Source organism: Conyzicola lurida, from assembly GCF_014204935.1.
In the GTDB taxonomy this organism is placed as follows: Bacteria; Actinomycetota; Actinomycetes; order Actinomycetales; family Microbacteriaceae; genus Conyzicola; species Conyzicola lurida.
The window spans coordinates 1-19,275 of the sequence record NZ_JACHMJ010000001.1; the positions used below are offsets into that span (position 1 = coordinate 1).

Genomic DNA, 19,275 nt, shown 5'->3' on the forward strand with positions numbered 1-19,275 from the left:
GGATGCGGGTTGCTTTGCGGGGCTGCGGGGGCACACGTAGAGTAATCACTCGTCACCCCAAAGGTGCGGAAAGCCGCAGAGCTTCCCGGCCTCAAGCAGGGGACTGAATCCCCACTATTTTCCGACTGTGTTCATGTGACCGGTTTGGTATGGTGTTTGGATGAGATTTCCGCCTCTGGCGTGGGGTCTATTGAGATGTTGTTCGGACATGGAAGTGTCCGGCGGGTCGATTTGACACCGGGCCGGGACGTGGTAAGTTATACAGGTTGCCCTGAGCGAGACCGTGAGGTTGAATCAGGAGCGTCCGATCCTTGAGAACTCAACAGCGTGCACAATGTCAAATGCCAAAAACCCGGGCATTCGGAGCCGTTTCTAGCGGCGATGGATGTCACGGATTCCTTTGGAAATTGAATTAAACAAACAAAGCAAGTCAGTAATGATTTGTTCTGTCAGTTTCAAACTTGTCGCATCGACATCCTATTCCGGGTGCGTGCGGCGCTAGATGTGCCGTCAGCTTGCTGGCGTGCAGTCAAACATTTATGGAGAGTTTGATCCTGGCTCAGGACGAACGCTGGCGGCGTGCTTAACACATGCAAGTCGAACGATGACGGGGAGCTTGCTCCTCTGATTAGTGGCGAACGGGTGAGTAACACGTGAGTAACCTGCCCTTGACTCTGGGATAAGCACTGGAAACGGTGTCTAATACCGGATACGAGCTTCAGCCGCATGGCTAGGAGCTGGAAAGAATTTCGGTCAAGGATGGACTCGCGGCCTATCAGCTAGTTGGTGAGGTAACGGCCCACCAAGGCGACGACGGGTAGCCGGCCTGAGAGGGTGACCGGCCACACTGGGACTGAGACACGGCCCAGACTCCTACGGGAGGCAGCAGTGGGGAATATTGCACAATGGGCGAAAGCCTGATGCAGCAACGCCGCGTGAGGGACGACGGCCTTCGGGTTGTAAACCTCTTTTAGTAGGGAAGAAGCGAAAGTGACGGTACCTGCAGAAAAAGCACCGGCTAACTACGTGCCAGCAGCCGCGGTAATACGTAGGGTGCAAGCGTTGTCCGGAATTATTGGGCGTAAAGAGCTCGTAGGCGGTTTGTCGCGTCTGCTGTGAAAACCCGAGGCTCAACCTCGGGCCTGCAGTGGGTACGGGCAGACTAGAGTGCGGTAGGGGAGATTGGAATTCCTGGTGTAGCGGTGGAATGCGCAGATATCAGGAGGAACACCGATGGCGAAGGCAGATCTCTGGGCCGTAACTGACGCTGAGGAGCGAAAGCATGGGGAGCGAACAGGATTAGATACCCTGGTAGTCCATGCCGTAAACGTTGGGAACTAGATGTAGGGGCCATTCCACGGTTTCTGTGTCGCAGCTAACGCATTAAGTTCCCCGCCTGGGGAGTACGGCCGCAAGGCTAAAACTCAAAGGAATTGACGGGGGCCCGCACAAGCGGCGGAGCATGCGGATTAATTCGATGCAACGCGAAGAACCTTACCAAGGCTTGACATATACGAGAACGGGCCAGAAATGGTCAACTCTTTGGACACTCGTAAACAGGTGGTGCATGGTTGTCGTCAGCTCGTGTCGTGAGATGTTGGGTTAAGTCCCGCAACGAGCGCAACCCTCGTTCTATGTTGCCAGCACGTCATGGTGGGAACTCATAGGAGACTGCCGGGGTCAACTCGGAGGAAGGTGGGGATGACGTCAAATCATCATGCCCCTTATGTCTTGGGCTTCACGCATGCTACAATGGCCGATACAAAGGGCTGCAATACCGTAAGGTGGAGCGAATCCCAAAAAGTCGGTCTCAGTTCGGATTGAGGTCTGCAACTCGACCTCATGAAGTCGGAGTCGCTAGTAATCGCAGATCAGCAACGCTGCGGTGAATACGTTCCCGGGCCTTGTACACACCGCCCGTCAAGTCATGAAAGTCGGTAACACCCGAAGCCAGTGGCCTAACCGCAAGGAAGGAGCTGTCGAAGGTGGGATCGGTGATTAGGACTAAGTCGTAACAAGGTAGCCGTACCGGAAGGTGCGGCTGGATCACCTCCTTTCTAAGGAGCACTCGAAGACAGCGTCTGTATACAGCGCTTATCCGCTTCGTAAGCCATTTCGGAGACACACGTTCTCCGGTGGCGCTCATGGGTGGAACATTGACATTGACCAGGACGAGGAGTCCTGACCCAGTACAACCCGCAAGGGTTCGGAACAGTCGTTTTCTTCGGATCGGTCTTGTGCACGCTGTTGGGTCCTGAGGGACCGGGCCGGCAGACGTCGTCTGCCGATCGGACCTCTGGACTCCGGCCGCCTAGAATGCTTCGGCTTTCTGGTGGAGGAGTACCGCCCGTATTTTGAGAACTACACAGTGGACGCGAGCATCTTAAAGATGCAGACGAGATGGATCGGACTTCGGTCTGTGACGGATCGTCTGTGTCACAAATTATCTGGCACCCTTTCCTGGGTGTCAGGTTACTCATGTGATATCAATTTTTTAAGAGCAGACGGTGGATGCCTTGGCATCTGGAGCCGAAGAAGGACGTATAAATCTGCGATAAGCCTCGGGGAGCTGATAATAGAGCTGTGATCCGAGGATTTCCGAATGGGGAAACCCCGCCAGGCGTACTTGTGCGACCTGGTGACTCCCGCCTGAATATATAGGGCGGGTAGAGGGAACGGGGGGAAGTGAAACATCTCAGTACCCCCAGGAAGAGAAAACAACCGTGATTCCGTTAGTAGTGGCGAGCGAAACCGGAAGAGGCCAAACCGATCATGTGTGATAGCCGGCAGGCGTTGCATGGTCGGGGTAGCGGGACTTTTCAGCTGTTACTGCCGTACAGCAAGGATTACAACGCGATATAGACGAATGGTCTTGAAAGGCCAGCCATAGACGGTGCCAGCCCGGTAGTCGAAATGTCGCAATGGTCCGAAGAGTATCCCAAGTAGCACGGGGCCCGAGAAATCCCGTGTGAATCAGCCAGGACCACCTGGTAAGCCTAAATACTCCCAGATGACCGATAGCGGACAAGTACCGTGAGGGAAAGGTGAAAAGTACCCCGGGAGGGGAGTGAAATAGTACCTGAAACCGTCTGCTTACAAACCGTTCGAGCCTCCTTAGTAGGGGTGAGAGCGTGCCTTTTGAAGAATGAGCCTGCGAGTTAGTGATCAGTGGCGAGGTTAACCCGAGTGGGGCAGCCGTAGCGAAAGCGAGTCTTAATAGGGCGTTTTAGTCGCTGGTTCTAGACCCGAAGCGAAGTGATCTATCCATGGGCAGGTTGAAGCGACGGTAAGACGTCGTGGAGGACCGAACCCACTTCAGTTGAAAATGGAGGGGATGACCTGTGGTTAGGGGTGAAAGGCCAATCAAACTTCGTGATAGCTGGTTCTCTCCGAAATGCATTTAGGTGCAGCGTTGCGTGTTTCTTGCCGGAGGTAGAGCTACTGGATGGCCGATGGGGCCCAAAAGCTTACTGACGTCAGCCAAACTCCGAATGCCGGTAAGTGAGAGCGCAGCAGTGAGACGGTGGGGGATAAGCTTCATCGTCGAGAGGGAAACAACCCAGACTACCAACTAAGGTCCCCAAGCGTGTGCTAAGTGGGAAAGGATGTGGAGCTGCATAGACAACCAGGAGGTTGGCTTAGAAGCAGCCACCCTTGAAAGAGTGCGTAATAGCTCACTGGTCAAGTGGTTCCGCGCCGACAATGTAACGGGGCTCAAGCACACCACCGAAGTTGTAGATTTCGTATAGTAGCCCGGCCCGCAAGGGTCCAGGCGTACGGAGTGGTAGGAGAGCGTCGTGTGGCCAGCGAAGCGGCGGTGTAAACCAGCCGTGGAGGCCACACGAGTGAGAATGCAGGCATGAGTAGCGAAAGACGGGTGAGAAACCCGTCCTCCGAAAGACCAAGGGTTCCAGGGCCAGGCTAATCCGCCCTGGGTAAGTCGGGACCTAAGGCGAGGCCGACAGGCGTAGTCGATGGACAACGGGTTGATATTCCCGTACTGACGAAGAACCGCCCAAATCAATCCAGTAATGCTAAGTGTCTGAATCCCCTAGACGGATCCCTTCGGGGTGAAGCGTGGGGCCTAGCACACGACCCTATGCTGGTGCGGTTAGCGTATTAACAGGTGTGACGCAGGAAGGTAGCTGAGCCGGGCGATGGTTGTCCCGGTCTAAGGATGTAGGGCGAACGGTAGGCAAATCCGCCGTTCATATAGCCTGAGACCCGATGGGTAGTCCTCACGGACGAAATCAGTGATCCTATGCTGCCGAGAAAAGCATCGACGCGAGGTTCCAGTCACCCGTACCCCAAACCGACTCAGGTGGTCAGGTAGAGAATACCAAGGAGATCGAGAGAACCATGGTTAAGGAACTCGGCAAAATGCCCCCGTAACTTCGGGAGAAGGGGGGCCTGATGCGTGAAGGGATTTACTCCTGGAGCGTTTGAAGGCCGCAGAGACCAGTGGGAAGCGACTGTTTACTAAAAACACAGGTCCGTGCTAAGTCGCAAGACGATGTATACGGACTGACGCCTGCCCGGTGCTGGAAGGTTAAGAGGAACGGTTAGCCGCAAGGCGAAGCTGAGAATTTAAGCCCCAGTAAACGGCGGTGGTAACTATAACCATCCTAAGGTAGCGAAATTCCTTGTCGGGTAAGTTCCGACCTGCACGAATGGCGTAACGACTTCCCAGCTGTCTCAACCGTGGACTCGGCGAAATTGCACTACGAGTAAAGATGCTCGTTACGCGCAGAAGGACGGAAAGACCCCGTGACCTTTACTATAGCTTTGTATTGGTGTTCGGTGTGGCTTGTGTAGGATAGGTGGGAGACTGTGAAGCTCGGACGCTAGTTCGGGTGGAGTCATTGTTGAAATACCACTCTGGTCACTCTGGATATCTAACTTCGAACCGTGATCCGGTTCAGGGACAGTGCATGGTGGGTAGTTTAACTGGGGCGGTTGCCTCCCAAAAAGTAACGGAGGCGCCCAAAGGTTCCCTCAACCTGGTTGGTAATCAGGTGTCGAGTGTAAGTGCACAAGGGAGCTTGACTGTGAGAGTGACAACTCGAGCAGGGACGAAAGTCGGGACTAGTGATCCGGCAGTGGCTTGTGGAAGCGCTGTCGCTCAACGGATAAAAGGTACCTCGGGGATAACAGGCTGATCTTGCCCAAGAGTCCATATCGACGGCATGGTTTGGCACCTCGATGTCGGCTCGTCGCATCCTGGGGCTGGAGTAGGTCCCAAGGGTTGGGCTGTTCGCCCATTAAAGCGGTACGCGAGCTGGGTTTAGAACGTCGTGAGACAGTTCGGTCCCTATCCTCTGCGCGCGCAGGAAATTTGAGAAGAGCTATCCCTAGTACGAGAGGACCGGGATGGACGAACCTCTGGTGTGTCAGTTGTTCCGCCAGGAGCACCGCTGATTAGCTACGTTCGGAACGGATAACCGCTGAAAGCATCTAAGCGGGAAGCCGGCTTCAAGATGAGATTTCCATGACTTAGGTCGAGAGGCTCGCAGCTAGACTACTGCGTTGATAGGCGGGATGTGGAAGCGAGGACTAAAGACTCGTGAAGCTGACCCGTACTAATAAGCCGATAAATTGATAACACCTTCTGTCTGCAGCAATGCAGATGATGAGTATGCTTGCGTCCACTATGTGGTTCCTGATCTACGGTCGGGAACCGCGAACACAACCACTGTGTTCCACCCCCACAGCCACCAGGCTGCAGGACGGACACACAGTGCGCATGTTTCGCGAAACCTTTTTGATACAGATCAAAAGAGTTTCGGCGGCCATAGCGAGAGGGAAACGCCCGGTCACATTCCGAACCCGGAAGCTAAGACTCTCTGCGCCGATGGTACTGCAAGGGGGACCTTGTGGGAGAGTAGGACACCGCCGGACACAATTTGAAGAATAGCCAGCCCTTCGGGGCTGGCTATTCTGCTTTAAAGCGCCGATCAGGCGACTCAGACTGGCCCGTTCCAGCCCCGGAACGAGTGGATTCTGGCCTCTTTCGGGTACGCGGCGGCGTCATTCGAAGGCGGTCCGACCTCGAACAGGTCGACCATCAGCAGCATCGGATAGTCGGGCGCGGCAGACGAGCTCATGACCACGACTCCCTCGCATGCGATCACCGTGCCGGCCGGACCCCAGACCACCGTCCAGGTGTGCGGTCGGGACGCGTCAATCGGCAGCACTGCCTCCACCATCTCGGTGACGAGGGCGGGGTCGCCGTGGGCCTTGATCCCGGAGCGGACCGCTGTCGAACTCGGTCCGATCGCGGTCGCATCGATCTCGAAGACGCAGATCTCACCCGATTGCTCGGGCGACGAGTTCTCGACGCCGACGAGCCAGACAGCCAGCATGCACCCCTCGTCGACGCTCGCACTGACCGTCACCTCGAAGCGCCCTGACGCCGGCGCCCATAGCAGCCTCTCGAGCGTGGGGGTACGCACTCCGAGCCCGTCGGGGCGGTGCCGATGGGTTCCCCGCTCGGAGCCGAGCGGGCCCGAGAACACGCCGGTCTGCAGGTTCGACACCCGCAGCGGTGCGTCCTCCGGGCGCCAGTCCAGCTGGTCCCTCTCGATCAGGAGGCGGAGGCCCGCTTCACCGTCCAAGCTGTAGCGAGCCCGCGAACGTTCCGGGGTGGTCCAGTGCGGCAGATAGTGGTCGACCCACAGGTCGCGGCGAAGGGCGGGCGCCGAGAAGTGGTCCTCGACGTCCGGCGCGCGGTCGGGCGCCGGCGGGACCGTGTCTGTGACCACGTCAGCATTGTGCCCGCGCGACGGGCTCCCGCGGTAGTGACGCGAGGTGCGTAACGCCCACGGCGAACACGCCCCAGATCCGCGACATCCGTAGCTAGTCTCTCTATATCGGCACCAAAACCTGCATGGTGCTTAGGGAGTAAACATGTTTGAAAGATTTACCGACCGAGCACGTCGCGTTGTCGTCCTGGCCCAAGAAGAGGCCAAGATGCTCAACCACAACTACATCGGCACCGAGCACATCCTCCTCGGACTCATCCACGAGGGTGAGGGCGTCGCAGCCAAGGCTCTGGAGTCACTCAACATCTCGCTCGACGCAGTGCGCGAGCAGGTCCAAGACATCATCGGCCAGGGTCAGCAGCAGCCGACCGGCCACATTCCCTTCACGCCCCGCGCGAAGAAGGTCCTCGAGCTGAGCCTCCGCGAGGCGCTGCAGCTCGGACACAACTACATCGGTACGGAGCACATCCTGCTCGGCCTCATCCGCGAGGGTGAGGGCGTCGCAGCTCAGGTGCTCGTGAAGCTGGGTGCCGACCTCAACCGCGTTCGCCAGCAGGTGATCCAGCTTCTCTCTGGCTACCAGGGCAAGGAGGCTGTCGCAGTGGGCGCTAACGACGCCGCACCCGACAAGGGTTCGCAGGTACTCGACCAGTTCGGACGCAACCTCACTCAGGCTGCGCGCGACGGCAAGCTCGACCCGGTCATCGGGCGCGAGAAGGAGATGGAACGGGTCATGCAGATCCTGTCCCGTCGTTCCAAGAACAACCCGGTTCTCATCGGAGAGCCTGGCGTCGGAAAGACCGCTGTCGTCGAGGGCCTCGCCCAGGCGATCGTCAAGGGCGATGTGCCCGAGACGCTGAAGGACAAGCAGCTGTACTCGCTCGACCTCGGCTCGCTCATCGCCGGCAGCCGCTACCGCGGTGACTTCGAAGAGCGCCTGAAGAAGGTGACGAAGGAGATCCGCACGCGCGGTGACATCATCGTCTTCATCGACGAGATCCACACGTTGGTCGGTGCCGGTGCGGCAGAGGGTGCCATCGATGCGGCATCCATTCTCAAGCCCCTCCTCGCCCGCGGCGAGCTGCAGACGATCGGTGCGACCACCCTCGACGAGTACCGCAAGCACTTCGAGAAGGATGCCGCTCTCGAGCGCCGTTTCCAGCCCGTCCAGGTGCACGAGCCCTCGCTTCCCCACACGATCAACATCCTCAAGGGACTGCGCGACAAGTACGAGGCGTTCCACAAGGTCTCGATCACCGACGGCGCCATCGTCGCCGCGGCGAACCTCGCCGACCGCTACGTGAGCGACCGCTTCCTGCCGGACAAGGCGATCGACCTGCTCGACGAGGCCGGCGCACGCCTGCGTCTCTCGATCCTGTCGGCTCCGCCCGAGCTGCGCGAGTTCGACGACAAGATCTCCGTCGTGCGTGGCCAGAAGGAAGGCGCGATCGAGGATCAGGACTTCGAGAAGGCCGCATCGCTGCGCGACGAGGAGAAGAAGCTCCTCGGCGAGCGTCTGCGTCTCGAGAAGCAGTGGAAGAGCGGCGACGTCGGAGCCAGCGGAACGGTCGATGAGGGACTCATCGCCGAGGTACTCGCACAGGCCACCGGCATCCCGGTCTTCAAGCTGACCGAGGAAGAGTCGAGCCGGCTCATCTTTATGGAGAAGGCGCTGCACATGCGCGTCGTCGGCCAGGAAGAGGCCATCTCGGTTCTCGCCAAGACCATCCGCCGCACCCGCGCCGGACTCAAGGACCCGAAGCGCCCGAGCGGTTCGTTCATCTTCGCCGGCCCGACCGGTGTCGGTAAGACGGAACTCGCCAAGGCACTCGCCGAGTTCTTGTTCGACGACGAGAACGCGCTGATCTCCCTCGACATGTCGGAGTACGGCGAGAAGCACACGGTCTCGCGACTGTTCGGTGCTCCTCCCGGATTCGTCGGCTTCGAAGAGGGCGGCCAGCTCACCGAGAAGGTGCGCCGCAAGCCGTTCTCCGTGGTCTTGTTCGACGAGATCGAGAAGGCCCACCCCGACATCTTCAACTCGCTCCTCCAGATTCTGGAAGAGGGACGTCTGACCGATGGCCAGGGTCGTGTCGTCGACTTCAAGAACACCGTGATCATCATGACCACGAACCTCGGTACGAAGGACATCACCGGAACCCCGATCGGCTTCACGTCGAGCACCGACACCGCCACCGGTTACGACCGTATGCGCGGCAAGGTCGTCGAGGAACTGAAGAAGCACTTCAAGCCCGAGTTCCTGAACCGCGTCGACGAGACGATCGTGTTCCCGCAGCTCAGCCCCGAGGAGCTGCTGCAGATCGTCGACCTGTTCATGAAGCGTCTGAGCGAGCGCATGCTCGACCGCGACCTCACGATCGAGCTCACCGTTCCCGCAAAGGAGCGCCTCATCAAGGTCGGCTTCGACCCGTCGCTGGGAGCCCGGCCGCTGCGCCGTGCCGTCCAGCACGAGATCGAAGACAAGCTGAGCGAGAAGATCCTGCACGGCGAGCTCAACTCGGGCGACCACGTGCACGTCGACTTCGCGGACAACGCGTTCGTCTTCACCACCGGTCGCCAGGCCGGCCTCGCCGAGGCCGAGCCGGTCGCTGTCGAAGCCGGAGCGCCCGCTCCCGAGTAGTAGCAGTACGCGGATCGAGCCTGTCGAAATCCCTGACGTTGTGCGTCTGGGGGCTTCGGCAGGCTCAATCCTGTTTAACGAACTCGTAGACTCGAACACGTGAGTTTCTCCGTGCGCCCGGCCCGAACATCCGATGTTCCATTTATCCAGGCGCTCGTCGAACCCCTGGTGCAGCAGCGCATTCTGCTCGGTAAAGACCTCGTCGTGTTCTACGAGGCGGTGCAGGAGTTCCGCATCGCGGTCGACGAGCACGGCACGCCCGTCGGGTGCGGCGCGCTTCACGTGATGTGGGAAGACCTGGCGGAGGTGCGCACCCTCGCGGTCGACGAGGCCTGGTTGGGCCGCGGCGTCGGTCGCGCGCTGCTCGAACAGCTCGAACGCGACGCCCTCGCGCTCGGCGTGCACCGTCTGTTCTGCCTCACCTTCGAGGTGCCCTTCTTCGAGCGCAACGGTTTCCTGCCGACGGGTGAGGGAGTGGTCGACCCGCAGGTCTTTGCCGAGCTCGCCCGCTCCTCCGACGAGGGTGTCGCCGAGTTCCTCGACCTCTCCCGCGTCAAGCCGAATACCCTCGGCAACACGCGCATGCTCAAGATCCTCGCCTGACCCTAAATCCGCGGCCACACGCCGGTCGATCACCCGCGAGTTGCCGGGGACAAGGCTTACCCTGAGACCATGTCGACGTTCCGAAACCCCGTTGGCCCGCAGTCGAGCAGCACGTACTGGCGCCGCCGCCTCGTCGTCGGCCTCGGACTCGTCGCGGTCATTGTCGTCATCATCCTGATCGCGTTCCCCCGCGGCGGTGCTACCCCCACCGCGGACGAGACCGACGCCCCGGCATCCACGTCGTCGCCGGCCGCAACCGACGAGGCCGTCGTGCCCGACGGCGAGTGCAACCCGTCTGTAGTCGAGGTCACCGCGATCACCGATGCCGGTGACTACTCGGCCGAACAGCAGCCGCTGCTGTCGCTCTCCATCACCAACATCGGCGCGACGGCGTGCACCTTCAGCGCCGGCTCCGACGTGCAGGAATACGTCATCACCAGCGGCGAAGAGCGCATCTGGTCGTCGAAGGACTGCCAGACCGACCCGGTCCCCGCGGCCACCCAGCTCGAGCCGGGAGTCGCCGTCACGACGACACCGTTCGCCTGGGACCGCACCCGTTCCGACCCGGCCGCGTGTGACGCGCAGCGCACCCCGGTCACCGCCGGCGGCGCGAGCTACCACCTCGGCGTCACCGTCAACGGGGTCGCCTCGACAGACACCAAGCAGTTCCTGCTTAACTAGAGGCGTGGCTAAAAAGACAACTCCCCGCGCGCCCGACTTCCGCTCCCAGCCCCTCGAAGAGGCTTTGAAGGCTCAGGATGCCGCGGCCGTCGCGTTCGCTCTGCGCAACGACAAAGTCATCGTCCCGCTCCTCCCGGTCGAGGGCCCGGCCCAGATCCGCGTGTTCCGGCGCGACGACGCCGATAAGTACATGCTTCTGCTCTTCTCGTCGGCCGCGACCTACGTGAAGATGCTCCCCAACGAGACCGACCACCGGGTGCTCGCTTACGACCGTGCCACGCTGCGCGAGTTCCTCGAAGTGAACATCGGCGTGCTCGAAGCCGTGTGGTTCGACGTCGCCGGTCCGCACGCGATGCAGGCCGCGCCGCAGGACGTGCTCGACGCGCTGCAGCTCGAGGCGCCGGCCGAGGATGTCAACTAGGCGCGTTTCGCTTGCCCGTCGAACGTAACTCTCGCTAGCTTTGGCTCAGGCAGTGCTGCGCGAGGAGAACCCGATGAAGAACTCACATTTCGACCCGAGCTTCGACGAGGTTCCCGCGGTCGATAAGGCGGAATCGGCCGAGGGTCACCCCCACACTCTGGGTGTCGAGTACACGGACGACGAAACGCTCGTGACGATCGAGTCGCCGGGGGCCGACGAAGAGTTCGGCGAAGATCCCGACGTGGAGACCCACGACGACGAGGCGTTCGGAGCGTACAACCCGGGCGTCTGACGAGGCCCGGCGAAATCCATCGTGCGCCGATAGGGTGGACAGGTTCTCCGTCCCCCGTGATCTTCCCCGGCGGCGGTGGGCCTCGAAAGGCATAGCGTGACCAAGTCCCCCTCATCCGGCTCGACCCATGGACCCGCGGATGACGACGGTGGACTGTCGGCACGCGACCGCCGCCGTCTGACCCGCGTCCACAGCGACCGCACCATCATCGCGACGCTCGCCGGCACCGGTCTGATCGCCGCATTTATGCAGACGCTCGTGACCCCGATCATCCCCGAGCTGCCGCAGCTGCTCGACAGCGTGCCCTCCGACACCTCGTGGGTGCTCACGTCGACGCTGCTCGCCGCGGCAATCTCGACGCCGATCTCCGGCCGGCTCGGCGACATGTACGGCAAGCGCTGCATCGTCCTCGTGCTGCTGACCTTTATGGCCGTCGGCTCCGTCGTCGCCGCGCTCTCCGACTCGGTGATCCCGATGATCGTCGGCCGCTCGCTGCAGGGCATCGGCCTCGGCGTGATCGCGCTCGGAATCAGCATCCTCCGCGACGTCATCCATCCCAAGAACCTCGGCGGCGCGGTGGCGCTCGTCAGCGCCACCCTCGGCATCGGCGGCGCGATCGGGCTACCGGTCGCCGCGGTCATCGCGGAGAACTTCTCCTGGCACTACCTGTTCTGGCTCGCGACCCTGCTCAGCCTCGTCGCCATCGCCGCGGTGGCCTGGGTGGTGCCGGTCAGCACGCTGCGCACCGCGGGAAGGTTCGACTTCGTCGGCGCTCTCGGACTCGGTGTCGGACTCATCGGCATCCTGCTCGGCGTCTCGAAGGGCACCGAGTGGGGCTGGGCGAGCCCTGGCATCCTCGGACTGCTCATCGGCGGAGTCGTGGTGCTGGTCGGATGGGGCTTCTATGAGCTGCGCTCCGACCACGCGCTCATCGACCTCCGCGTCGCCGCCCGACGTCCGGTGCTGCTCACGAACCTCGCATCGATCTCGGTGGGCTTCGCGTTCTTCATCACCTCGGCGTCGTTGCCCATCCTGTTGCAGGGGGCGACGACCACCGGCGTCGCGTTCGGGCTGCCGCTGCTGCTCGCGAGCCTCTGCCTCATGCCGCTCGGCCTGGTGATGTTCTTCACCTCGCCGCTGGCCGCGCGGCTCTCCGGCGCGAAGGGCCCTCGCACCAGCCTGATCCTCGGCACCGCCATCCTCGCCGTCACCTACGGCGCCGCGATCTTCCTCACCACCGAGATCTGGCACGTCGTGCTGATCTCGCTGTTCGTCGGTCTCGGCGTCGGCACCGCATACGCCGCGATGCCGACGCTCATCATGAGCGCCGTGCCGCCGAGCGAGAACGCCGCGTCGAACGGCCTCAACTCGGTCATGCGCACACTTGGTTCTACGGTCGCCGCCACCGTGGTCGGCGTCATCCTGTCGACCCAGGCCGTCGTGGCGGACGGGGAGTCGATCCCGACGACCGGCGCGTTCCAACTGAGTTTCGGAATCGGTGCCGTCGTCGCGCTGGTCGGAATGCTCATCGCCTTCTTCATCCCGCGGGGTAACGCGCGATTCGGCAACACGGCGAGCATCCCGGTGCAGTAACCGCGTCGAGCGGTTACCGCTGGTCGATGATCGTCGCGAGGGCACCCTCGAAGTCGATGGAGGAGGCCTCGATGCCGGCGTCTTTCAGGCGTTCGGTGAGCAGTGCGCGGGCGTCGCCGGCGTTCCCGAGGGCGATGTCGGCGCGGACCTGGCCGACGATCCCGTCGATCTTCTGAGCGTCGGAGGCGTTGTTGCTGTCTTGCAGCGGTTCGTTCTGGAAGTCGGTCATGCCTCATCGTCGCACCGGACGATGCAGAATGGAACAAATGCCACTCCACGTACTCGCGATTCTCAACCAACCGTCAGCCGATGCCGCGCCGCACGATCCGGACGCGCCGGCCTTTACGTTCGCCGACCCGTCGCAACCGCACCTCAGTGTGATGGACCTCGGGGCGACCCGGGGCGACGGCATCTTCGAATCGATCAGCGTCGGCAGCGGCCGGGCACAGGCGCTCGAGCACCACCTGCGCCGGTTCGCCAGCTCCGCGGCCAAGCTCGAGCTGCCCGCCCCCGACCTCGACGTCTGGCGCGAGGCGATCCTCGCCGCGATCGTCGAGCTCGAGCCCGGCGCAGAGTCGTGGGTCAAGACCGTGCTGACCCGCGGTGTCGAGGGCGACGGCCGCCCCACCGGCTGGGTCTACGCCGCCCACACCGCCGACTTCTCGGCAGCGCGCACCGAGGGCGTGCGCGTCGTCACGCTCGACCGCGGCTACCGTCACGACGTCGAGCAGACGTCGCCGTGGCTTCTCGCCGGCGCCAAGACGCTGAGCTACGCCGTCAACCGCGCGGTGCTGCGCGAGGCCCACCGCCGTGATGCCGACGACGTGATCTTCGTCTCGAGCGACGGTTATGTGCTCGAAGGCCCCACGTCGTCGGTCGTCTTCCGCCGCGGCAACACCCTGCTCACTCCCGGAACGGGCCTCGGCATCCTCGACGGCACGACCCAGGCGAACATCTTCCGATTTGCCGAGACTCTCGGTCTCGAGACCGGCTTCGAGCTGGTCACCCCCGACGAACTACGGGCAGCGGATGCCGCGTGGCTGGTGTCGAGCGTGCGCCTCGCCGCTCCGGTGCGAGAACTCGACGGTCTGCCGCTCGCGGTCGACTCCGAATTCACCGCCGCGCTCAACGACTATCTGCTGGCGCTGCGCGACTGACAGTCGGGCCGCCCGGCGGGCCTATCACCCGTCGGGGGTAGGCGATAGGGGCTATGACCCGGGATGCCGACAGTGTGGACTGGGTTGATGACGAGCACCGCCCCCGATACAGCAACTCTCACCTCCCGCCAACGATCGCACTTCCGCAAGCGCCTCGACGACGACCGCACCGAGACCGCCGAACTGATCATCCGACTCGACGCCGACGTCGCGTCCTTCCACGGTTCCCGCGCCGGGTCCTCGGTCGACGACGAGCACGACCCCGAGGGCCCGACGCTCGCGTTCGAGCAGTCGCAGGCCTCCGCGATCCTCGAGCAGACGCGGGTCCACCTCTCCCAGATCGACAAGGCGCTCGAGCGCCTCGAAGCGGGCACCTTCGGTTCCTGCGTAACCTGCCTCCGGCCGATACCGGTGGCGCGCCTCGAAGCGCGCCCGTACTCGACGCAGTGCGTCGCGTGCGCGAGCGTGGCGCGCTGATGCGGGCCGTCACCTGGCAGGGTAAGCGCAAGGTCAGCGTCGACACGGTTCCCGATCCCGTGATCCTCGAGCCGACCGACGCCATCGTGCGCGTCACCTCGACCGCGATCTGCGGTTCCGACCTCCATCTCTACGAGCTTCTCGGCCCGTTCCTCGACCAGGGCGATATCCTCGGCCACGAGTCGATGGGCGTCGTCGTCGAGGTCGGCAGCGCCGTCACCTCTCTCAAGCAGGGCGACCGCGTGGTCGTGCCGTTCAACATCGCCTGCGGTGCGTGCTTTATGTGCGTCCGCGGCCTGCAGAGCCAGTGCGAGACCACGCAGAACCACGATCAGGGAACGGGCGCCGCGCTGTTCGGCTACACCAAGCTGTACGGCCAGATCCCCGGCGGACAGGCGGAGTACCTGCGCGTGCCGCTCGCGGACTACAACACGATCCCGGTCGGCTCGGAGCTCCCCGACGAGCGGTATCTGTTCCTCAGCGACATCCTGCCCACTGCCTGGCAGGGTGTGCAGTACGCCAACGTGCCCGAGGGCGGCACCCTCGCCGTGATGGGCCTCGGCCCGGTCGGGCAGCTGGTCACCCGCGTGGCCACGCACCTCGGCTACGACGTGATGGCCGTCGACCCCGTGCCCGAGCGCCGCGCGATGGCCGAGCGCCACGGCGTCGAGACGTACGACCTCACCGACCAGACGATTGCGGCGATCCGCGAGCGCACCATGGGCCGAGGCCCCGACTCGGTGGTCGACGCCGTCGGCATGGAGGCCCACGGCAACCCCGTCGCCGGCTTCGCGCAGGCCGCCGTCGGCTTGCTGCCCGACGCGATAGCCAGAAAGGCGATGGATGCCGCGGGCATCGACCGGCTCGCAGCGATGCACGCCGCGCTCGACCTCGTGCGTCGCGGTGGAACGGTCTCGCTGAGCGGCGTGTACTCGGGCGAGGCCGACGTTCTGCCGGTCAAGTCGATGTTCGACAAGCAGGTCGCGCTGCGCATGGGGCAGTGCAACGTGAAGAACTGGATCGGCGACCTGATGCCGCTGGTCGAGGACTCCGCGGACCCTCTCGGCCTCACCGACCTCGTAACGCACCGAGTGCCACTGGACGAGGCGCCCGAAATGTACGAGATTTTTCAGAAGAAGCACGACGGCTGCATCAAGGTCGTCATGACCCCGACGGGAGCGTAAATGAGCGACACCGCATCTACACCGGACCCGTACACCGATGGCTCGGTTCCGGAGGACGCCGATCTGAGCGCGGCCACCGAAGAACAGACAGCGGACGAGGGCGACGAGCGTCTCGACGAAGACGTCTCGCCCGTCATCCCGCCTCTCTCCTGACCATCACCACCATCCACCAACAGAAAGCGAAAGCAACGTGTCGAAATTTTGGTTAGTCGTCGGCTTTGCCGCCGGCTACGTCGTCGGCTCTGCCGCGGGACGTAAGCAGTACGAACGCATCAAGGGTGCAGTGCAGGATCTCTGGGGCAACCCCGAGGTGCAGCGCACCGTCAAGAAGGTCGACGACTTCGTCGAGGAGAAGGCACCGACCGTGCACGACCTCGGCGCGGCCGCGGTCGACAGCGTGAAGGCGACCGCGGACTCGTCCGAGGAGCAGGCACCCGCGGGGTCCACCTCGTGAGCGGCAACCCGGGCAGCGAGCCCGCCCCCGACCCGAAGACCGAGACCGAGACACCGGCCGAGGAGTCGGCGCCCGATACCGTATCGGGCGGAGCACCGGAGGAGCCGGAGAAGTGACCGATCCCGCTGACCACAACCCCGACGCGCTCGTCAAGGGCAACCGCGTCACCAACGCCCGCGACATGGAGTCGAGCGACGAGCCCGGCTACGAGGGCGAGGCGCCGAACGCGCCGCTCGCGAGCCAGGGTTCGCGCGACGGCACGCCCGTGGGCGAGGACCAAGACGACGAGTAGCAACTAGGCCGGTCGAGCCTGTCGAGACCATCCCCGCGGTGTACCCGGGGTGATGATCTCGACAGGCTCGATTAGCGTTTAACGACTAGAACTGCGGCACGTCCACCCGCTCGACCGTCGAGCTCGCGAAGGCCTGTCGCAGCGCCTCGCGCAGGTGGACCGCCTCGGAGTCGATGAACGTCGTGAAGCCGAGGCGTCGGGCCTCGGTGATGCGCTGTTTCGCCGACGATGCGGAACGCACCTCGCCGGCGAGACTGATCTCGCCGACCGCCGCCTGCGTGATCGGGAAGGCCTTGTCGGCGAACGCGCTGGCGATGGCCAGGGCGATGGCGAGGTCGGCACCGGGCTCGGTGACGCGGATACCGCCCACCGTCGAGACGTAAACGTCGACCTCCGACAGCTTCATGCCGGCCCGCCGCTCGAGCACCGCGAGCAGCATGGCCACGCGCGATCCGTCGACGCCGTTGACGACGCGTCGCGGCTGCGGGGCGCCGCTCTTCACGATGAGCGCCTGCACCTCGACGGGCAGCGCGCGCCGGCCTTCGACCGCGATCGTGACGCAGGTGCCGCTCACGGGCAGCCGCGCTCGCGAGAGGAACAGACCCGAGGGGTCGGCGACCTCGGCGATGCCGTCGCCGGTCATCTCGAAGCAGCCCACCTCGTCGGTGGGGCCGAACCGGTTCTTGTGCGCGCGCACGAAGCGGAGCGCGGTCTGGCGGTCGCCCTCGAACTGCAGCACGACGTCGACGAGGTGCTCGAGCAGGCGGGGCCCGGCGATCGAGCCGTCTTTGGTGACGTGGCCGACGAGCAGCACGGGCAGGTTGCGGTCTTTCGACACGCGGATGAGGGTCGATGCGACCTCCTTCACCTGCGACGGTCCGCCCGCGAGCCCGTCGGACATCGACGACGAGACGGTCTGCACCGAGTCGACGATGACGAGCTGCGGGTCGACCTGGTCGATCTGGCCGAGGATGGTGGCGAGATCGGTCTCGGCGGCGAGGTAGAGCGTGGGCTGCAGGGCGTTGGTGCGCTGCGCTCGCAGCCGCACTTGGCTCACCGATTCTTCGGCACTGACGTAGAGCACGCGCTGGCCGGTGGCCGCGGCGCGCGAGGCAACCTCGAGCAGCAGGGTCGACTTGCCGACGCCGGGTTCCCCGCTGAGCAGGATCGCGGCGCCGGGCACGATGCCGCCGCCGAGTACGCGGTCGAACTCGGCGATACCGCTCGGCCAGTGCGCCACCGACTCGGCACCGATCTCGGTGATCGGCCGCGCGGAGCGGGCATCGGAGATCTTGACGGGGGTGACGGAACGGCTCGCAAGGCCGACGGTTTCTGCCTGGTCGACGACCGTGCCCCACGCCTGGCACTCGCCGCAGCGGCCCACCCATTTGATGCTCGACCAGCCGCACTCGGTGCAGCGGTAGTTCGTGGTGACTCGGGCCATGCCGACAGCCTAGGCGTAGCCACCGACGGTCGTTATCGAGCCGGTATTCGCTCGTTACATTGGCGAAACGTTACGGGTACGTTTCTTTACTATCGTGTGGCCATGGGGGCAACAATTCGTCGCGCGGAGCACACAGATGCTGCCGTGCTGGGCAAACTGCATTCCACGTGCTGGGGAGAACTTTTCCCCCGTGCACTGCACCACGACGTACTCGAACAGCTGAGTCCCGACATGATGGCCATGCTCTGGCAGAAGTTCGTCTCGCGCGGTGACCCGTACAAGCAGTGGGTCGCCGAGATCGACCACGAGATCGTCGGCTTCGCGGGCATCGGCCCGGGCCGCGAACCGGGCGACGAACAGAAGACCGAGCTCTACTTCATCTACGTGACGCCGTCGGCGCGCACGAAGGGCGTCGGCGCCGAGCTGTTGGCGACGGCCGACCCCGACTACATGTGGGTCTGGGAGCGGCACAAAGTCACCCGCAAGTTCTACGGCCGCCGTGGCTTCCGCCCGGAGATCGTGCACGCCACCCGCGGCAAGGGCGAGCGCAGCCGGGCCAATCTGATGTTCGGCTCGTACCTCACCGAGTTCCGGCTGGAGCGCGAGAACGCCCGCGTCGTCGAGCCCGTGACCGAGGCCGAACCAGAACTCGTCAGCGAGTAGCAACGACAACGGGGTGCGTCCGTGATGGACGCACCCCGTGTCGTAGTGGCGACTACTCGGTCTCGGTGTCGTCGGTCGGGGGAGTTCCGCCGCCCATGCCCCCGCCGAAGCCGATCGCGCCCTCGGAGATCGAGGTGGCGGTGACGTTGCCGTCGTCGTCTGCCTCGCCGACGACGGTGAGCGAGTCGCCCTCGGCCAGGGCGTCGACGGTGCTCTCCTCGGTGGTGGTCACGGTCGTGTCATCCGTCGTCGTCACGGTCACGGTGGAACCGTCGGTGAGTTCGAGGGTCACGGTGGAGCCGTCGACAGCGGTGACCGTGCCGGAGGTGAACCCGCCCATGCCGCCGCCCGTCGGGGCCTCGCCGGTGGTGCCGGCCGCGCCATCCGGTCGTTCGCCGCCGCTGAAGCCGCCCGCGGCCTGCGAGCTCGACGCGGTGTTCTGGCCGATCAGCACGCCGCCGATGACGCCGATGCCGACGGCCGCGACGATCGCGAGGATCGGGGTGACGAAGCGGGTCGCCTTCTTCTTGGGGGCTGCCTCGGTCGAGGTGGTGGTGGATGACGCGGGGAGGGTCTTCTTGGGGTCAGACATTGTGATTCCTTCGTTTGGTC

General features: G+C 63.4%; 17 protein-coding genes and 3 rRNA genes. 16 read left to right on the forward strand and 4 right to left on the reverse strand.

Annotated features, from left to right (window positions below):
• The first annotated feature begins 536 nt into the window (after positions 1-536).
• From HD599_RS00005 to rrf, 3 genes are all read left to right on the forward strand, one after another.
• Positions 537-2,057 (forward strand): 16S ribosomal RNA (locus HD599_RS00005).
• Between the two features lie 427 nt (positions 2,058-2,484).
• Positions 2,485-5,603: ribosomal RNA gene (locus HD599_RS00010) — 23S ribosomal RNA — on the forward strand.
• 178 nt (positions 5,604-5,781) lie between these two features.
• Positions 5,782-5,898 (forward strand): 5S ribosomal RNA (rrf, locus tag HD599_RS00015).
• The 16S, 23S and 5S rRNA genes sit together here, the layout of an rRNA operon.
• Before the next feature lie 65 nt (positions 5,899-5,963).
• Here rrf and HD599_RS00020 read toward each other — a convergent pair.
• On the reverse strand, positions 5,964-6,761 hold the full coding sequence (locus HD599_RS00020; protein WP_343061807.1) for a glycoside hydrolase family 16 protein: 798 nt from the start codon (positions 6,759-6,761) through the stop codon (positions 5,964-5,966).
• A 145-nt stretch (positions 6,762-6,906) separates the two neighbouring features.
• Between HD599_RS00020 and HD599_RS00025 the strand changes: the two genes are divergently transcribed.
• The 6 genes from HD599_RS00025 to HD599_RS00050 all read left to right on the forward strand — a co-directional run bounded on the left by HD599_RS00025 (position 6,907) and on the right by HD599_RS00050 (position 12,992).
• Positions 6,907-9,402 (forward strand): ATP-dependent Clp protease ATP-binding subunit, encoded by a 2,496-nt coding sequence (locus HD599_RS00025; RefSeq protein ID WP_184232468.1) that lies wholly within the window; start codon positions 6,907-6,909, stop codon positions 9,400-9,402.
• A 99-nt stretch (positions 9,403-9,501) separates the two neighbouring features.
• Complete coding sequence (locus HD599_RS00030; protein WP_184232470.1) at positions 9,502-10,005, forward strand: amino-acid N-acetyltransferase; 504 nt, start codon at positions 9,502-9,504, stop codon at positions 10,003-10,005.
• A gap of 69 nt (positions 10,006-10,074) precedes the next feature.
• Entirely contained in the window at positions 10,075-10,686 is a 612-nt protein-coding gene (locus HD599_RS00035; protein ID WP_184232472.1) for a hypothetical protein, read from the forward strand.
• Positions 10,687-10,690: 4 nt separating this feature from the next.
• Complete coding sequence (locus HD599_RS00040; RefSeq protein ID WP_184232474.1) at positions 10,691-11,107, forward strand: SseB family protein; 417 nt, start codon at positions 10,691-10,693, stop codon at positions 11,105-11,107.
• A 73-nt stretch (positions 11,108-11,180) separates the two neighbouring features.
• Positions 11,181-11,399 (forward strand): hypothetical protein, encoded by a 219-nt coding sequence (locus HD599_RS00045; RefSeq protein ID WP_184232476.1) that lies wholly within the window; start codon positions 11,181-11,183, stop codon positions 11,397-11,399.
• 96 nt (positions 11,400-11,495) lie between these two features.
• On the forward strand, positions 11,496-12,992 hold the full coding sequence (locus HD599_RS00050; RefSeq protein WP_343061808.1) for an MFS transporter: 1,497 nt from the start codon (positions 11,496-11,498) through the stop codon (positions 12,990-12,992).
• A gap of 13 nt (positions 12,993-13,005) precedes the next feature.
• Here HD599_RS00050 and HD599_RS00055 read toward each other — a convergent pair whose 3' ends face one another.
• Positions 13,006-13,221 carry a hypothetical protein gene (locus HD599_RS00055; protein ID WP_184232478.1) on the reverse strand — a complete coding sequence of 72 codons (216 nt, stop codon included), beginning with the start codon at positions 13,219-13,221 and terminating at the stop codon, positions 13,006-13,008.
• A gap of 37 nt (positions 13,222-13,258) precedes the next feature.
• Between HD599_RS00055 and HD599_RS00060 the strand changes: the two genes are divergently transcribed.
• The 6 genes from HD599_RS00060 to HD599_RS00085 all read left to right on the forward strand — a co-directional run bounded on the left by HD599_RS00060 (position 13,259) and on the right by HD599_RS00085 (position 16,556).
• A complete protein-coding gene (locus HD599_RS00060) occupies positions 13,259-14,149 on the forward strand; it encodes an aminodeoxychorismate lyase (RefSeq protein ID WP_184232479.1) in 891 nt (296 codons plus the stop codon).
• A gap of 87 nt (positions 14,150-14,236) precedes the next feature.
• Positions 14,237-14,626 carry a TraR/DksA family transcriptional regulator gene (locus HD599_RS00065; RefSeq protein WP_184232481.1) on the forward strand — a complete coding sequence of 130 codons (390 nt, stop codon included), beginning with the start codon at positions 14,237-14,239 and terminating at the stop codon, positions 14,624-14,626.
• Entirely contained in the window at positions 14,626-15,810 is a 1,185-nt protein-coding gene (locus tag HD599_RS00070; protein ID WP_184240121.1) for an alcohol dehydrogenase catalytic domain-containing protein, read from the forward strand. The genes HD599_RS00065 and HD599_RS00070 overlap by 1 nt, the downstream gene beginning before the upstream one ends.
• Positions 15,811-15,963, forward strand: coding sequence for a hypothetical protein (locus tag HD599_RS00075; protein ID WP_184232483.1), 153 nt, complete (start codon positions 15,811-15,813; stop codon positions 15,961-15,963).
• A gap of 37 nt (positions 15,964-16,000) precedes the next feature.
• The gene (locus HD599_RS00080; protein ID WP_184232484.1) at positions 16,001-16,264 is read left to right on the forward strand and encodes a YtxH domain-containing protein; all 264 of its coding nucleotides are present in this window, start codon (positions 16,001-16,003) and stop codon (positions 16,262-16,264) included.
• 112 nt (positions 16,265-16,376) lie between these two features.
• The gene (locus HD599_RS00085) at positions 16,377-16,556 is read left to right on the forward strand and encodes a hypothetical protein (protein ID WP_184232486.1); all 180 of its coding nucleotides are present in this window, start codon (positions 16,377-16,379) and stop codon (positions 16,554-16,556) included.
• Positions 16,557-16,641: 85 nt separating this feature from the next.
• Here HD599_RS00085 and radA read toward each other — a convergent pair whose 3' ends face one another.
• Positions 16,642-18,000 carry a DNA repair protein RadA gene (gene radA, locus HD599_RS00090; protein ID WP_184232488.1) on the reverse strand — a complete coding sequence of 453 codons (1,359 nt, stop codon included), beginning with the start codon at positions 17,998-18,000 and terminating at the stop codon, positions 16,642-16,644.
• Between the two features lie 102 nt (positions 18,001-18,102).
• On the opposite strand from radA, the gene HD599_RS00095 reads away from it, so the two are divergent.
• Positions 18,103-18,663, forward strand: coding sequence for a GNAT family N-acetyltransferase (locus HD599_RS00095; protein ID WP_184232490.1), 561 nt, complete (start codon positions 18,103-18,105; stop codon positions 18,661-18,663).
• A 52-nt stretch (positions 18,664-18,715) separates the two neighbouring features.
• Here HD599_RS00095 and HD599_RS00100 read toward each other — a convergent pair whose 3' ends face one another.
• Positions 18,716-19,255 carry a DUF5666 domain-containing protein gene (locus tag HD599_RS00100; protein ID WP_184232492.1) on the reverse strand — a complete coding sequence of 180 codons (540 nt, stop codon included), beginning with the start codon at positions 19,253-19,255 and terminating at the stop codon, positions 18,716-18,718.
• Positions 19,256-19,275 lie beyond the last annotated feature (20 nt).

What these genes read in the sequence shown, in the direction of transcription:
- HD599_RS00025 (WP_184232468.1), top strand. Translation starts at nt 6,907, where the DNA reads ATGTTTGAAAGATTTACCGACCGAGCACGTCGCGTTGTCGTCCTGGCC.
- HD599_RS00035 (WP_184232472.1), top strand. Translation starts at nt 10,075, where the DNA reads ATGTCGACGTTCCGAAACCCCGTTGGCCCGCAGTCGAGCAGCACGTAC.
- HD599_RS00045 (WP_184232476.1), top strand. Translation starts at nt 11,181, where the DNA reads ATGAAGAACTCACATTTCGACCCGAGCTTCGACGAGGTTCCCGCGGTC.
- HD599_RS00055 (WP_184232478.1), bottom strand. Translation starts at nt 13,221, where the DNA reads ATGACCGACTTCCAGAACGAACCGCTGCAAGACAGCAACAACGCCTCC.
- HD599_RS00060 (WP_184232479.1), top strand. Translation starts at nt 13,259, where the DNA reads ATGCCACTCCACGTACTCGCGATTCTCAACCAACCGTCAGCCGATGCC.
- HD599_RS00065 (WP_184232481.1), top strand. Translation starts at nt 14,237, where the DNA reads ATGACGAGCACCGCCCCCGATACAGCAACTCTCACCTCCCGCCAACGA.
- HD599_RS00070 (WP_184240121.1), top strand. Translation starts at nt 14,626, where the DNA reads ATGCGGGCCGTCACCTGGCAGGGTAAGCGCAAGGTCAGCGTCGACACG.
- HD599_RS00075 (WP_184232483.1), top strand. Translation starts at nt 15,811, where the DNA reads ATGAGCGACACCGCATCTACACCGGACCCGTACACCGATGGCTCGGTT.
- radA (WP_184232488.1), bottom strand. Translation starts at nt 18,000, where the DNA reads ATGGCCCGAGTCACCACGAACTACCGCTGCACCGAGTGCGGCTGGTCG.
- HD599_RS00095 (WP_184232490.1), top strand. Translation starts at nt 18,103, where the DNA reads ATGGGGGCAACAATTCGTCGCGCGGAGCACACAGATGCTGCCGTGCTG.
- HD599_RS00100 (WP_184232492.1), bottom strand. Translation starts at nt 19,255, where the DNA reads ATGTCTGACCCCAAGAAGACCCTCCCCGCGTCATCCACCACCACCTCG.